The organism is Streptococcus gingivalis (assembly GCF_035544715.1).
GTDB classification, from domain to species: domain Bacteria; phylum Bacillota; class Bacilli; order Lactobacillales; family Streptococcaceae; genus Streptococcus; species Streptococcus gingivalis.
The window spans coordinates 79,778-92,826 of the sequence record NZ_JAYKTO010000001.1 but is presented as its reverse complement, the minus strand read 5'-3'; the positions used below and the strand labels follow the sequence as shown (position 1 = coordinate 92,826).

Below are 13,049 nucleotides of genomic sequence, written 5' to 3'. Positions count from 1 at the left end.
TGACTCCTTTACTCTTTATAATAACGTTTGGTAATCTTGTATTGTGAGACCAAGATATAGAGATAAATCAGTGATACCACTACTAATGCTAACAAGATATCTGTATGGAAAGCAATGCCAACTAAGAATATCGCAATTAAGGAAATCGGTAAGATATAATTGCTTAACTTAATGATAATTTCATAGTTTTCCTCGTAGCTAATCTGCTTTTCTGCTTCATCCATCATACTCATCATAAATTCACGCACTTCCTTGGCATTGGCATTGCGGGGAATCGGTTTTCCATAAATCAGATGGAAGGTCTTGCGAAAGAAGATATCCGATAGGAAAAATAGGGCAATCAAGACAAGAAAGAGATAGAGCATGGTAAAGTCTCCAAAGATAAAAGCCATGTCCCCAGCGCCAGGTCTATCTAAGTCGACCAATTGACTATAAAAAATGACGAATAAAAAGTAGGGCAAGATCATGATGCCTTTAAAAATGGTCGCTAAGCCATATAGTTTTTTCTTTTGAATGTCATAGTGATAGGCTTCATCATCGTCTTCTATTTGGAGCATCTTTTGATGGACTTTTCTCGCGCACATCAGTAAGGTTATCGTGAGTATAAATGCGACTAAGAATAAAACTGCTGAGCCCAAAAGGAGTACTTCTTTACTAAAGAAGGATTGGATTTCTAGGGGCTTTTCGTATCCAAACATTTCTGTCAAAAATCCGATAACTCCTCCGATCAAGCCGGAAACTGTAATGATACCTACATTTCTCCAAAAACGGTAACGAGCAGATTGTTCTTGTTGTTGCTTTTTCATTGTTATTCTTCTCCCTCTACTAGACTAAAAACATTCTCCACCGGTTCCTTGAAAATCTGGGCGATGGTGATCGCAATGATAACCGATGGGGTGTATTCCCCCCGCTCCAAGAGACTGATGGACTGGCGCGAGACCCCTGCTAGCTTGGCTAGTTCTGATTGGTTGAGTCCATCACGCGCCCTCAGCTCTTTCAGTCGATTTTTTAAGATCATGGCTTTCGCCCCCTTATAGTTGAATATCTTGAATATCTTCGATACGGACTAATTTGGTTTCTCTTTGTTGATTAATCGTATCACAACTCAATTTGACCCAATCTTCGTCGATATCCATAATTTCATATTTGGTTCCAAAACCATTTACTGTGACAGTGACCGTTTGGCCTTTCAATTCTTCTAAAAGTCTAGACATGTCTTGATTTCCTTTCACTTGTTTTTCTAATCGTCTGATACGTCTGTTCAATCCTTTTATCTTCTTTTCTGAGCTTGCATAAAATATAACTATAAAAGGGATAAAAATAATCCACACGGCTCCCATAAGAAAACCTCTCCTTCTTTCAACTAAAATCATTGTAACACTTCTTTTTCTTTTTGACAAGTATATTTTACAAAAAAATAAAAATATTTGTCAAAAATAGAAAGATGGTTGACATGTATATTTTGAGTACTTAAAGGAATTTCTTTATTTTTATAGGGTTTTAAGGCCTATAACTTGCAAATCCTGGAAGAAAAAAACAGCTGAGAAATTCTCAACTGTTTCATCTTTTAACGATTTAGCGCACTTCTGCGTCGACTTTTTCTTCGAGTGATGCTTGAATTTTTTCCATATAGCGAGCAACTTCTTCGTCTGTCAAGCTATCTTCTGGATTTTGGAAGGTCAAGCTATAGGCCATGGACTTCATGCCAACTCCTAGTTTTTCACCAGAGAAGACGTCAAAGAGTTTAATGTCTGTCAAACGTTTCACGCCAGCAGCTTGGATGGCATCGACTACCTCTTGGTGAGTCACTTCTGCTTTGAGGAGAAGGGCGATATCACGGCTCACAGCTGGGAATTTGGTGATTTCCACAAAGGCTGCGGCTGGTTGAAGAGCTGCTTCAATAGCAGATAAGTTCAATTCTGCCACATAGGTTTCTGGGATATCATAAGCCTTAGCTGTTACAGGATGCACTTGCCCCAAGACACCAATCACCTGGTCACCAAGTGAGATCAAGGCTGTACGACCTGGGTGGAGACTCTTGATTTCTTGTGTTGCTGTATAGGTCACTTCAAGACCCAAGCGAGCAAATAGAGCTTCCAAAATTCCCTTAGCATAGAAGAAGTCAACTGGAACAGCTGGAGTCTGGAAGTCTTTTTCAGCGACTAAACCTGTCAAAGCAAAGGCAAAGCTGTTGATTTCATTTGGCAGCTCTTCTTTTGGATTACCTGTTTGCTCGAAGACTTTTCCGATCTCGTAGAGGGCTAAGTCTTTATTCTTACGCGCTACGTTGTAAGCAACTGTATCCAAAATACCTGAAACCATATTTTGACGGAGGACTGAACGGTCCACAGTCATTGGCCACATGAGCTCCGTTAAGTTACTTGGTGCAGTCGTAAACTCCACTGCTTTTTCAGGAGTTGTTAAAGCATAAGTAATGATTTCAGTTAAGCCTGCTCCTTCAGCAATGGTCCGAACTTGGCGACGCAATTTTTGAGTCGCAGTCAATTCACCGGCTGTCCCATCATCTTTTGGAAGGGTTGCTGGTAATTTGTCATAACCATAAATCCGAGCAATTTCTTCAAAGAGGTCCGCTTCGATAGTGATGTCCCAACGGCGACGAGGAACGCTGACTGTGAAGCTTGCTGCACTTCCAGAAAGGCCAAAACCAAGACGACGGAAGACATCTTCGACATCCGCGTAGGAAAGCTCTGTTCCAAGGACACGGTTCACGTCTGCAAGAGTGGAAGAAACTTCCACATCTGAAGTATCCAACTGGCCTGCTGAAACGATGCCCTTACGCACGGTTGCACCAGCCAATTCAGCAATCATGCGCGCTGCTGCATCAAGGGCTTCATTAACAGTTGCCACGTTTATCCCTTTTTCAAAGCGAGAAGATGATTCAGAGCGTAGGTTGAGACGACCACTTGTCTTACGGATCGATTTGCCATTGAAGACAGCCGCTTCAAGGACGACACGAGTAGACTTTTCAGAGATTTCTGTAGCCTCTCCGCCCATGACACCTGCAAGGGCTACCGCTTTGTCAGCAACCGTAATCACGAGGTCACTTGTTTCCAACTCACGCTCTTCCCCGTCCAAGGTCACCAATTTCTCACCTGCACGCGCTTCACGCACACGGATATCATTTCCTTCAAAGGTATCCAAGTCAAAGGCATGCATAGGCTGACCAAAGTAAAGCAGGATATAGTTGGTCACGTCGACCACATTATTGATGGGACGGATACCTTCATTCATGAGGAGGTTTTGCAACCATTGTGGACTTGGTGCAATGGTCACATTGTCCAAAATACGAGCTGCATAATAAGGAGCCTTGTCTGTGTCAATGCTGACAGAAAGAGCATCTGCTGCAGCTTGGTCTGTTTCGGTCAAGGTAAAGTCTTTGAAGTTCACAGCCTTGTCATAGATGGCTGCTACTTCATGTGCTACCCCACGCATCGAAAGAGCATCTGCACGGTTTGGAGTGATAGAAAGCTCGATGATTTCATCATCCAAGTCTAGATAGGAGAAGACTTCCTCACCTGGAACAGCAGTTTCAGGCAAGATTTGGATGCCATCTGCAAATTCTTTCGGTACAACGGAGTCAGAAATCCCTAATTCACCAAGTGAACAGATCATTCCGAGCGACTCCAACCCACGGATTTTCCCTTTTTTAATCTTGTAATTATCTGCGATGCGAGCACCTGGAAGAGCCACCATCACCTTGATGCCTGCTCGCACATTTGGTGCTCCACAGACGATTTGACGCGCTTCTTCTTCACCCACATTAACTTGGCAGACATGCAAGTGTGTTTCGGGTACATCTTCACAAGACAAGACTTCACCGACGACAATTTTTGAGAGACCAGCAGCAGGTGATTCCACACCTTCTACCTCGATCCCTGTGGTTGACATTTTTTCAGCCAACTCTTCTGATGGCACATCCACGTCCACCAATTGTTTTAACCATTTATATGATACTAACATAATTCCGATCATAAGATCCCACTAGGTGAGATCTTCTCAATTCCTTTCTCTCAATTTGAACCCACAATTAAGCTTACGGATTATCCTTCAAATGCTTGCGCAACAACCAGTCTGTATCCACGGTATCTCCGGTAGGATACTCGTGTTCACTAAATCGTTCAAATCCAAAGCGATAGTAAAAATCTTGCGCCTTAAAGTTGCGTTCCCATACACCTAGCCAAGCCCACTCAAAGCCACGACTCTTGGCTTGATCCAGCGCAAAGGTAAACATTTCCTTGCCGAAACCAGCCCCTTGACATTCCTTCTTGACATAGATCCGTTGGATCTCAAAGGACTTATCCATCTCTACTGGCTCGGTCTGCGCCTGACCCCAGTTGATCTTGAGAAAACCACAGATTTCTTGATCTTCATTGAGGACAAAATAGGTTTCAGATTCTGGATCTAGCAGATCCTTCTCGATTTGCTCCAAAGAGAGCACAGTAGAGAAGTAATCTTCCAAATCTTCCTCAACAATATAGGGACCAAAGGTATCCCCATAGGTTTCCACTTCTAGGTCACGTAAGGTCTCTAATTGATCGATTTTTACTCTAACTAACATGATTATTTAAACTGTTCTGAGAAGCGAACATCTCCTTGATAGAAGCCACGGATATCATTGATTCCGTAACGAAGCATGGCCACACGCTCTTGACCAAGTCCAAAGGCAAATCCTGAATAGATTGTTGGATCAATCCCACTCATCTCAAGGACCCGTGGGTGAACCATACCGGCTCCCATGATTTCAATCCAACCAGTTTTCTTACATACGTTACATCCCGCTCCACCACATTTGAAGCAAGAGACATCGACCTCAACAGATGGCTCAGTGAATGGGAAGTAAGAAGGACGCAAACGGATTTGACGTTCTGCACCAAACATCTTTTGCACGATCAATTGAAGCGTTCCTTGAAGGTCGGCCATAGAAATGCTTTTCCCAACGACCAAGCCTTCGATTTGATGGAATTGGTGGCTGTGGGTCGCATCATCCGTATCCCGACGGAAAACCCGCCCTGGAGAGATCATCTTCAATGGTCCCTTGCTAAAGTCATGCGCATCCATAGCCCGCGCCTGTACAGGTGAAGTATGGGTCCGAAGCAAGATTTCTTCTGTGATATAGAAGGTATCCTGCATATCCCGCGCTGGGTGATCTTTAGGCAGATTCATCCGTTCAAAGTTATAATAGTCTTGCTCCACTTCAAAGCCGTCAACGACTTGATACCCCATCCCGATAAAGATATCTTCGATTTCTTCACTGGTTTGGGTCAAAATATGACGGTAACCACTAGCAACTGGACGACCTGGAAGGGTCACATCGATGCTTTCGCTAGCTAGTTTAGCTTGGACTTTCTTTTCTTCCAAGAGTTTGGCTGATTCTTCAAAGGCAGCCGTCAAGACATCACGGGCTTCATTGACGTGTTTTCCAATAACCGGACGCATCTCAGCAGAGACATCCTTCATCCCTTTAAGAATTTCCGTCAGAGATCCTTTCTTCCCAAGAACAGAGACCCGTAGTTCTTGCATCTCTTTTTTATTTTCAGCAGAGATCTGCTTCAAGGCTGCCAGCGTTTCTTCTCGAAGCGCTTTTAGTTGTTCTTCAATCGTTGACATATTTCCTCCATCATGGTCCCTCTACAGACATAGAAAAAACCACGCGCCAACACCCACATTCGGAGCGTTGACACGCGGTACCATCCGTTTTTATCTGTAAACCAGACCTTAATTTCTAAATCCTTTACGCAAGTGAATTCACTCAGCTTTCATGCAAAGAGCTTTCAGTCACGGCTCTTCTCCCTGTCGCACTTCCCTTGAGATACTAGTCTTGCAGATTTCTATTCAATTACTACATAGTTTATCAGATTTTTAGTTAAAAAACAAGTTAGATAAGACTAATTCACTAGAAAAAGGAGCAAGAGACAGTGCATTATCTATTTGCCTTGTCTGTTTCATCTGCTTGCCTCTTCAATAGAAGAGTTGCTGCTTGGTTAAAACCATCACACCAGTTATACCATTTTGCTTCATACTCATCTTGAGGTAAGATACGATGTTTTAAATCCAAAACAGAGGTTATCTTTCTTTCCTCGCAAGCTTGCGCATAGAGGGCATACAACTCATCGCCACCATCTCTATCAAACTCAGCAGAAATCATATCCCGACCTGCCAATAAAGCCTGATAAGCCCTGTGATGCCCGTCTGTAATCAAGAAGCGATTTCCAAATGCAAGAACACTAATTGGATCCACATTGATGATTTCTGCCGACTGATCCAGCATCTGGATAGCTTGTAACTTCTTTTCTGATAAATAAAGTTGGGTCGGATGAAGATCTGTTATCTTGACTTCCATTTCTTTCTCCTCTACCAAGAGTATAAAAGTTGGTTCTGGGCACTGGTAGACATTTTCAAAGGTCACGATTTAAAGACCTGCCAAAGCCAAATTCCCCCGCCATTCTTGTGATTCGTTTTCTTTTTATTTAATGACTTGTCCAGCATCTTTCAAGACAGATTCTGGAATAGTAATGCCCAATTCATCTGCGACTTTTTTATTGATGACAGATTTTCCTTGGCTAAAGATTTCAACAGGTGTGTCTGCAGGTTTTTGACCTTTCAAGATCTTCGCAGCCATTTTACCAGTTGCTACCCCAAGATCATGTTGGTCGACAACGACTGAACCAAGGCCACCAGCTTCTACCATGGCTGTCGCACTTGGGAAGATTGGTTTTTTAGCATCTTTATTGGCTTCAACAACAGTTGAGAATGCTGATGCGATGGTATTGTCGATTGGAACCCAGATAGCATCCACTTTACCTGACATAACCGATACTGTTGAAGCAATTTCGTTTGTAGAAGGAACTGAATACGGAACCACCTTGTAGCCTGCTTTTTCAGCCAATTTTGTAAATTCTTCTACTTGAGATTTAGAATTGTCTTCACTGGTTGAGTAAAGAACCCCGATTGTTTTTACGTTTGGAGTCAACTCTTTGATCAATTTCAACTGTTGCTCAGTAGGATTGTGGTCAGATACCCCAGTGATATTGCCACCTGGTTTTTTCAAATCTTTGACCAAGTTTGCACCGACTGGATCGGTTACAGCACCCATGACAATTGGTTTGTCTTTGGTTGCACTAGCCAAACCTTGAGCAGATGGGGTTGCAATCCCAATCAAGACTTGATTATCTTTTTCTGCCAATTGCTTACTCATAGTTGCAACCTTGTTTTGGTCCCCTTCTGCATTGAGGAAATCAATGTCCACTTTGTCCTTGTCATAGCCTTCTTCAGCTAGACCATCTTGAATCCCCTTGTAGATCAAATCAAGCGAAGGGTGGCTGACCAACTGCAAGACCCCAACTTTTGCCTTTTCATTGCTAGTTGCTGCCTTGTTGTCCTTACCAGCTGTAGCTGAATAGATCGCTGTCCCAATGACTGCTGCTGCAATCAAACCAATAATTCCCATTAACCGTTTATTTTTCATTTTACTACCTCTTCTATTTTTTCATTTTCTTCTATTTTTCATCCTCTAAAGAATGCGACGCCATCGTTTCTTCATATCTTTTCTCCCTTCTCATCTAAAACAAAAAACACGCCCACACATAGCAAAAGCTATGTGAGGACGTGTCATCGCGGTGCCACCTCACTTATGGGAAAAGGATAGTCTCCCCCCATATCTCTGTCTTGTCTAGCAACAAGTTGCACGATAAGGTGTGCCAACCGAATTTTTATTGTTTCAAATTCATCTCATCATTAGTCCAATTTCATAAACTGCCGCTACCCACTCTCAGCAACCGTGGGCTCTCTTGAAACTTTCATTTACTACTTTTCTAATTTCTTACATTTTAAAGTTTTCTTTCAAAAAAGTCAATACTTTTTCAGTATTTTTTTGGAAACGTTCGCATTTTCTATATTACATCCCCTTGCTTCTTTCTGGGATTTCCGCTCTATTTTTGATATAATTTACTAGAATAACAGCTAGAATGATGAGGAATCCCATGTCTTTTGATGGATTTTTTTTACACCATATGGTGCAAGAATTGAAGGCCGAACTCTTAAGTGGTCGCATTCAAAAAATTAATCAACCTTTCGAGCAAGAATTGGTACTCCAAATCCGAGGCAATCGGAAAAACCAAAAACTCTTACTCTCTGCCCATTCTGTTTTCGGACGGATCCAACGGACCCAAACCAACTTTGAAAATCCTGCCTTTCCTAATACCTTTATTATGGTCATGCGTAAATATCTTCAAGGCGCTGTCATCGAAGGGATTGAGCAATTGGAGAACGACCGGATTCTCGAAATCCGTGTCTCCAATAAAAACGAAATTGGAGATGCCATTTCTGTCAGCTTAATGATCGAAATCATGGGCAAGCACAGTAATATTATTCTCCTAGACCGGACCAGCAATAAAATCATCGAGGCCATCAAACATGTCGGCTTCTCACAAAATAGCTACCGGACCATTCTTCCTGGATCAATCTATGTAGCCCCTCCGAAAACAGACGCGGTTAATCCTTTTACAATTGGAGATGAAGCCCTTTTTGCCCTTCTTCACAAAGAAGAGTTAAGCCCAAAGAACCTTCAAAAATGTTTCCAAGGTTTGGGGCGAGATACGTCTCAAGAATTGGCCAAGCGACTTGAGACGGATGAAAAATTAAAAACCTTCCGTGCCTTTTTCCAAGCTCCAACTGAGCCACGCCTAACGACCAAATCCTTCTCGGCTATTCCCTTTGAAGATGCCACTAGTCAAACCTTTGAGACACTTTCCGATCTGCTAGATGACTATTACCGAGACAAGGCTGAGCGCGATCGGGTGCAACAACAGGCTAGTGAATTGATCCGCAAGGTCGAAAACGATCTTGAAAAGAACCGAAAAAAATTAGCCAAACAAGAAGCGGAGTTAGCGGCGACCGACAATGCGGAAGAATTCCGCCAAAAAGGAGAATTACTGACCACCTTCCTCCATCAGGTACCAAACGACCAAGACCAGGTTGTCCTGGACAATTACTATACCAACGAACCCATCACCATCCAACTCAATAAGGCTCTGACCCCCAACCAAAATGCGCAACGCTACTTCAAACGCTACCAGAAGTTAAAAGAAGCCGTTAAACATTTGACCATCCTCATTCAAGAAACCAAGGAAACCATTTCTTATCTTGAAACGGTTGAAACGGCCCTTTCTCAAGCGAGCCTGGCTGAGGTGGCAGAGATTCGTGAAGAGTTAATCCAGACCGGCTTTATCAAACGGCGCAACCGCGAAAAAATTCATAAACGGAAAAAACCTGAGAAATACCTAGCTAGTGATGGAAAAACCATCATTTTAGTGGGTCGCAATAATTTGCAAAACGATGAACTGACCTTTAAGATCGCTAAGAAAGATGAGCTCTGGTTCCATGCCAAAGATATCCCGGGAAGCCACGTCGTCATTACAGGAAATCTAAATCCATCGGATGAAGTGAAAACCGATGCTGCAGAGTTGGCCGCCTACTATTCCAAGGCCCGTCTCTCAAACCTGGTCCAAGTAGATATGATCGAAGTCAAGAAACTCAATAAACCAACTGGTGGAAAGCCAGGTTTTGTCACCTACACCGGCCAAAAGACTCTGCGGGTCACCCCAGAAGAAGAAAAAATCAAAGCCATGAAACTAACAGACTGATTTCAAAAATAAAAGAGAGTGGGACAGAAATCGGTAATTCGTTAGAATTCGATTTCGTCGTCCCACCTCCGCACAGTTGAGTAGGGCTGTAAAAGCTGATGAAATCAGCGTAGTAGAGCCCACTCAACCACTGCGTCTTGCTCGACAATCCAAAAATAATTGAGAGGCTAGGACTTTTGTCCCAGCCTCTTTTTATTCTGCTTTATTAATGTCTTCTTTGACCTCATCAACATTGAATTTGGCAAAGAGGTACTGACGGTCTTGAACTGGGAAACGTTGATCCAGCTGATCGATGGCCCCCACCTCTACAATCCCTTCTGTGATGACAAAATCCATGACATGGCCACCAAAGGTGTGGTCATCTGAAATAAAGTGCAAATGATAACCAGCCACGCTCACGCCATGGAAAATTTCTGGTGTCCAAAAACCGACGATGGTTCCAGTAACATTTTCTCGTGTATACTCTGGCTGATGGGTGGCAACCTCTGCAAACTTCATCTCAGGTGTTGATTTTGGAATCATACGGACATGCATCTTGGCAAAGTCACCATGAATCTTAATGGAGCGGAAAAGATTTTCCCCATCATAATAAGACTCAATACGGGCTTCCAATTCCTCGTCTGTCATTTCAAAACGTTGGCGGAAAATCACTTCTGCTTGGTGAGGGACGACTGCTGCATAAGGAACCTTTGCATCCGGAGAAACTTCGACTATTTCAGGATGGTCCCCTGATCCCTTGGCCTGATATGCCTTACCATCTAAAACGATCAACTCTCCATCAATAGAATCAAGCGTCCCAACTCCGAGATCTCCGTGTTCCAAGAGTTCTCCAATCGTAAATGAACCCCCGTACAGACCCGCCATTAGGGCACCTAAGGTATTGTATTGAAAAAGTTTCACTGGTTCCATGTTTTTCTCTCCTCATTCTATCTTCTACCAGTATACCACAAACTATTCCGAATCTTCACGATATGGTTTTGATTAGAGGCTATCATAGAGGGTTTGCATCTGCACATCGTCTGGTACGATGGCCAAATACTGGTTAGCCACTTCACGCGCCTTCGTCACATCTCCAGCCTCACGCAACAAATAAACATAGGCTTCGAGGAATTCTGGGTTGTCCTTTAAATCCTCATAGAGCTCTTGGTAGGCTGAGACGGCCTCTTCTGTTTTCTCCAAGGCAGCCAAGGCACGGGCAATGTTCCACCGAGTGACAACTGTTTCGACTTCTTCATTTTGCCAAGCCAAGACTTGGTCAAAGCGTTCCTGTTCCAAATAAAGAGTGGTCAGGCGAAGAGCAATCTCTTCGAGATCATCTGCCACTTCTTTAGCCTCTAATAGATAAGCTTCTGCTTGCTCAGGCTGGTGGAGTTCATAGGAAAGCTGAGAAGCAAGGAGCTTCAATTGGGCATCAAATGGATTCTTCTGGATCCCTTGTTTAGCAATCTCAAGCGCTTTTTCACGGTCATTTTCAGCCTGTAAAGCCAAGGCATAACCGTACTCATAGCCCTCAAAATCAGGCGACAAGGTATCAATTTGTTTGTAGTAGATCAGGGCTTTTTGGAATTCTTCTTGGTCAGACAATAAGGTCGCTAATTCGTAAGCAATCTGGTCATCAAATTCAATCTCCAGAGCTTTCTCTAAGAAAGGAACAGCTGCTTCAAACTTACCAAGATTGGCATAGGCAAACCCAATTCGTTGATAGGTGGAAATTCCTGTTGCTTCTAAAATCTCCCGATTGTCTAACTGGGCATACTCTTGGATAGCCTCTTGGTAGCGTTCCAATTCCAGATCAATTTCAGCTAGCCCTAATTGAATGATCGGATCATCAGACAAATGAGCAGCTTCAACTAATTTTTCACGCGCCACATCTGCTAGGCCTTCCATCTGATAGAGATCCGCCTTAACCAAGAGACTGGCCACATACCAGTTTGATTCAGGTCCAATTTCTTCTAAATAAGCAAAGGCCTCTTCCGTTTGGCCTTCCTCTGCAAGGATGGTTGCCAAACTCAGATACACTTCTGGGTAGGTTTCTGCAATCTGTTCATAGATTTCTTTTGCCTGAGGGTAAAAACCGATACTTTCAAGATATTGACCTAAATCCAATAATTGTGCTTCACTATCTTCTAACAAAGCCTGTTGAAATTGAACTTCTGCCTCTTCTAGCTCTTGCCGATCGAGAGCCTCTACCATTTGTTGACTATGACTCACTGTGTGTTTCCTCTTCTATTTCATTGTGTTCTTCATACAAGCCACTGACGACCTTATACCATTCAAAGATAGCTCCGATCACCACCTTAGCAGATGCATAGACTGGAATTCCAAGGAAAACTCCCCAGATTCCAAACATAGATCCTGACGTCAAGAGCACAAATAAAATGGTAATCGGATGGATATTTAACTGGCTTCCCAAAACCAACGGTGATACAAAACGTCCTTCAATGGTTTGCTCCACTGCAAATACAATCAAGACCTTGATAAACATCTCTGGCCCTGCTACCAAGCCCAATACTAAGGCAGGTAACATGGCTAAGAAACTACCCAAGTATGGGATCAAATTCAAGATCCCTGCAGAGATCCCTAGTGTCACCGCATAGCGCAAGCCAATGATCTTAAAGAAGATGATGAACATAATGGCGACGACAATGGCTACCGTAATTTGCCCTCGAACGTAGTTGGAGAGTTGGGTATTGACATCTGAGAGAACCTGTTCAGCCGATTTACGAATCTTAGTCGGTAAAAAGCGAACAATGTGGCCCTTTAAATTTTTTCCATCTCGAAGAAGATAAAAGACAATAAAAGGCATGATGATCAAGGCAACAATAACTTGCGAAGCCACTCCGATCAAGTTGCTGACCCAATTGACAGCCCGCCCAGAGATCGAACTGGCCCAAGAAGTAATGTTTGCAGACAATTCCTTGGTGATCTCATCTAACTGAGGTTTGATATCAGAGGAGACGCGATTATCTAGAAAATCATCGATGGTTGCATTGGCCTTTTCCAAATAAGTTGGCAGGTTATGAAAGAAACTCACCACTTGTCGTTGGACGGATGGAATCACTACAGCTAGACCCCAAATTAAAAGCACTGCAATCAAGAAAAAGACTAAGGAAATCGCAAAAATTCGCTTGAGTCCTTTTCTTTCAAGAAAGTCAACAATAGGGTTGAGCAGGTAATAGAGCAAACCAGAGATAATAACAGGCAGCATGACGGCTCCTGCAAACTCAAAAATCGGAATAAAAATAAAGGTAATCTTACTCAAGACCAAGAGATTCAGACCCAAGAGCAAGGTAACTAAAAATACGGTAATGGCCTTGTTGTCTAAAAACCATCTAAAAAACCAGGACAAACTAAACTGTTTTTCTTTATTATCCACAGAGAACTCCT

12 protein-coding genes and 1 other annotated feature are annotated in these 13,049 nt (G+C 42.9%); of the genes, 1 reads left to right on the top strand and 11 read right to left on the bottom strand.

The annotated features are described in order from the left end of the window. Nucleotides 1–8: 8 nt before the first annotated feature. The 8 genes from SM122_RS00425 to trpX form a co-directional block, all read right to left on the bottom strand. On the bottom strand, nt 9–806 hold the full coding sequence (locus tag SM122_RS00425) for a DUF3169 family protein (RefSeq protein WP_129824084.1): 798 nt from the start codon (nt 804–806) through the stop codon (nt 9–11). A gap of 2 nt (nt 807–808) precedes the next feature. Continuing rightward, nucleotides 809–1,018 carry a helix-turn-helix transcriptional regulator gene (locus tag SM122_RS00420; protein ID WP_003002675.1) on the bottom strand — a complete coding sequence of 70 codons (210 nt, stop codon included), beginning with the start codon at nt 1,016–1,018 and terminating at the stop codon, nt 809–811. A gap of 13 nt (nt 1,019–1,031) precedes the next feature. Then, nucleotides 1,032–1,340: a hypothetical protein gene (locus SM122_RS00415; RefSeq protein ID WP_129824133.1), complete on the bottom strand. Its 309-nt coding sequence runs from the start codon at nt 1,338–1,340 to the stop codon at nt 1,032–1,034. Nucleotides 1,341–1,575: 235 nt separating this feature from the next. Then, the gene (gene pheT, locus SM122_RS00410; RefSeq protein ID WP_129824132.1) at nt 1,576–3,981 is read right to left on the bottom strand and encodes a phenylalanine--tRNA ligase subunit beta; all 2,406 of its coding nucleotides are present in this window, start codon (nt 3,979–3,981) and stop codon (nt 1,576–1,578) included. Between the two features lie 73 nt (nt 3,982–4,054). Beyond that, nucleotides 4,055–4,579, bottom strand: coding sequence for a GNAT family N-acetyltransferase (locus SM122_RS00405; protein ID WP_155169481.1), 525 nt, complete (start codon nt 4,577–4,579; stop codon nt 4,055–4,057). A gap of 2 nt (nt 4,580–4,581) precedes the next feature. Next, nucleotides 4,582–5,628, bottom strand: a complete 1,047-nt coding sequence (pheS, locus tag SM122_RS00400) for a phenylalanine--tRNA ligase subunit alpha (RefSeq protein WP_031574521.1) — start codon at nt 5,626–5,628, stop codon at nt 4,582–4,584. A 313-nt stretch (nt 5,629–5,941) separates the two neighbouring features. Beyond that, on the bottom strand, nt 5,942–6,361 hold the full coding sequence (locus tag SM122_RS00395; RefSeq protein ID WP_155169479.1) for a chromosome partitioning protein ParB: 420 nt from the start codon (nt 6,359–6,361) through the stop codon (nt 5,942–5,944). 123 nt (nt 6,362–6,484) lie between these two features. After that, the gene (trpX, locus tag SM122_RS00390; protein ID WP_031574527.1) at nt 6,485–7,486 is read right to left on the bottom strand and encodes a tryptophan ABC transporter substrate-binding protein; all 1,002 of its coding nucleotides are present in this window, start codon (nt 7,484–7,486) and stop codon (nt 6,485–6,487) included. A gap of 131 nt (nt 7,487–7,617) precedes the next feature. Next, nucleotides 7,618–7,850, bottom strand: a binding site (T-box leader). A 150-nt stretch (nt 7,851–8,000) separates the two neighbouring features. On the opposite strand from trpX, the gene SM122_RS00385 reads away from it, so the two are divergent. Next, the gene (locus SM122_RS00385) at nt 8,001–9,662 is read left to right on the top strand and encodes an Rqc2 family fibronectin-binding protein (RefSeq protein ID WP_155169477.1); all 1,662 of its coding nucleotides are present in this window, start codon (nt 8,001–8,003) and stop codon (nt 9,660–9,662) included. Between the two features lie 192 nt (nt 9,663–9,854). On the opposite strand, the gene budA is transcribed toward SM122_RS00385, so the two are convergent. From budA to SM122_RS00370, 3 genes are all read right to left on the bottom strand, one after another. Then, nucleotides 9,855–10,571 carry an acetolactate decarboxylase gene (budA, locus tag SM122_RS00380; RefSeq protein ID WP_003007973.1) on the bottom strand — a complete coding sequence of 239 codons (717 nt, stop codon included), beginning with the start codon at nt 10,569–10,571 and terminating at the stop codon, nt 9,855–9,857. A 72-nt stretch (nt 10,572–10,643) separates the two neighbouring features. Continuing rightward, nucleotides 10,644–11,873, bottom strand: a complete 1,230-nt coding sequence (locus SM122_RS00375) for a tetratricopeptide repeat protein (protein WP_024054840.1) — start codon at nt 11,871–11,873, stop codon at nt 10,644–10,646. Further along, on the bottom strand, nt 11,863–13,038 hold the full coding sequence (locus SM122_RS00370; RefSeq protein ID WP_024054839.1) for an AI-2E family transporter: 1,176 nt from the start codon (nt 13,036–13,038) through the stop codon (nt 11,863–11,865). The genes SM122_RS00375 and SM122_RS00370 overlap by 11 nt, the downstream gene beginning before the upstream one ends. Nucleotides 13,039–13,049: the final 11 nt, after the last annotated feature.